Source organism: Oscillibacter sp. CU971, assembly GCF_905219725.1.
In the GTDB taxonomy this organism is placed as follows: domain Bacteria; phylum Bacillota; class Clostridia; order Oscillospirales; family Oscillospiraceae; genus Oscillibacter.
The window spans coordinates 1-2,142 of the sequence record NZ_CAJMXG010000383.1; the positions used below are offsets into that span (position 1 = coordinate 1).

The 2,142-nt window shown below is 57.0% G+C and carries 2 protein-coding genes; both read left to right on the top strand.

The features are described 5' to 3' along the window. Positions 1 to 332: hypothetical protein (locus tag JX325_RS15670; RefSeq protein WP_204791987.1), on the top strand; the 332-nt coding region annotated here is incomplete at its 5' end. Positions 333 to 421: 89 nt separating this feature from the next. After that, positions 422 to 1,936, top strand: a complete 1,515-nt coding sequence (locus tag JX325_RS15675) for a ParB/RepB/Spo0J family partition protein (RefSeq protein ID WP_204791988.1) — start codon at positions 422 to 424, stop codon at positions 1,934 to 1,936. The last annotated feature ends 206 nt before the right edge of the window (positions 1,937 to 2,142 follow it).

The following is a 2,142-nucleotide window of genomic DNA, read 5'->3' on the forward strand; positions in this document are numbered from 1 at the left end:
AGTTGGATAAGGTCAAATCACTTTATGAGGGAATGAACTGGAGCTGCCGTTCAACCGAATTTGGCTTATTTGGAAAGCAGGTTAGTTTACATCCGGATCTTGATACTGAAAATAGGTTTTATTGTAACATTGATGAGACTTATTTGGTATTATTAGTTCGTAACGATCAGCCGGCTACGTTTTATGTTGTTCCAGCTACATTTAGGTTTCTTTACAAAGGCATAATCATAAATCACAACAAAAAACTGAGCCAACCTACACTAAAACGTCGCTTTTTCAAGAAAAAGGCGGCGTTTTTTTCATGGCCCGGTTTGGGAAAGGAGTGGTGCTGACTTTATATTAAAACGAAAGGGGGAATTTTTTTAGCTGGCCAGGCCGAGAGGTCTGGCCTTTTTCATCTCACGAAAAAGGAGGTTAGCCAATGGCAGATGAAAAAGTAAACGTGAGCCCGGAGGAAAGTAAAACCCCGGAAGCTCCGGCTCCGTCCGGGCCGGGCGATCCGCCCGCGCCGGAACACACCGAGGGGCCCGCTGTTCCTGGTGGGGATCAGGCGGCCCCCTCTCATGCGGAGCCCTCCACGCCGGAGCAGTCTGTTATCCCTGGTATGGGTGAGGACGCTCCCGCGCCGTCCGGCAAGGTAATCAACCTTTCGGACATCCAGGCCGCTGATAAGGACGGCAAGGAGGCTTCTACTACCGCCCCGGAAAAGAAAGCGCCGGAGGCGGATCAGCCGAAAAAGCGCCGTGGCCGTCCCCCGAAAGAGCAGGCTACGGTGTCTGCGGGGAAAAAGGAGAAAGCGGCGGAGCCCCGCACAGGCCGCCCGTCTAAGGTTGACAAGGCGGCCCGTGAGGAGGCCCCGCCCGCTGTTCGGGACAAAGTGTCCAGAGGTAAGAAAGCTGACAAGGGCAAGGAAACGGGCTCCGGCGGTGCGCCTGCGTCTAAATCCGCTAAGGCGGTAAAGCCGGGCAAGGCCGCTCCCGTCAAGGAGGCGGCAGTCCCGCCGCCGGAGATCAATTTGCCGCCCACGCCTGACGTGCCGCCCCGCCCGGTGGAAGAGGGAAAAATCGTCTATCTGAAAATGGCGGAGCTTCATCCGTTCCATACGTTCCGGGAGCACCCCTACAAGGTGCAGGACGATAAGGCGATGGATGATCTGGTGGGGACGATCAAGGAACACGGCATTATGACCCCCGCCACCGTCCGCCCGGAAAAAGACGGCAAGGGCTATGAGATTATCGCGGGCCACCGCCGCCATCACGGTGGTACACGGGCCGGGCTGGAGGAAATGCCCTGTATCGTCCGCGAGATGACCGATCTTGAAGCTGTCCGGGAAATGCGGAACAGCAACAAGCAGCGGGGTGATCCTCTCCCCAGCGAACTGGCAAAGCTGCTGGATTTGGAGGTGGAGGCCATCAAACGCCAGGGGGCCCGCCCGAAAAATGAGAAAGAGGCGGAGGCCCTGGGTAAGCTCTCGGTGGAGATTGTGGGTAAGGAACACGACATGAACTATAAAAAGGTCATGCGGTATATCCGGCTCAACTCCCTGGTGCCGGAGCTTCTGGACAAGGTGGACACAAAGCAGATGGGCTTTATGCCTGCGGTGGAGATCTCGTATATCAGGCCGGAAAACCAGCGGCTGATTGCCGTTTCCATTGACGGGGAGCAGTCCTCCCCCTCGGTGGCCCAGGCGAAGCGGCTCCACGAGCTGGACAAGGAGGGCAAGCTCAACGGCGATGTGATCGACGGCATTTTGAGTGAAGAAAAAAAGGAGGATCGCGGTGTGATTATTTCGACTGCTGAACTGTCTAAGTATTTCGGCAAGGAGGTCACTCCTGCCAAAATGAAGGAGCAGATCATGGCGCTGCTGGACGAGTGGAAAGAGAAACAGCCGCCCGAACTGGCGCAGCCGGACAAGAAAAAGGACTTGGAGAAGTAACCGGGCCCCGCTTCTGGACACTTTGTCCAGAGGTGAACGCCCCGCGCCGGGGATGGGCTCTGTGGTGATATATCCCCCGTCGCCGGATATTTTGCAGCGCAGCCGGGAACGGGCAGTCAAGGGGCGGAACGCCCGCCGCTTGCGGCGGCTTGCCCTTGACGGCCTGGCCCGGCTGTGCTATTTCCGGCAACGCGGCGGGGGTATAT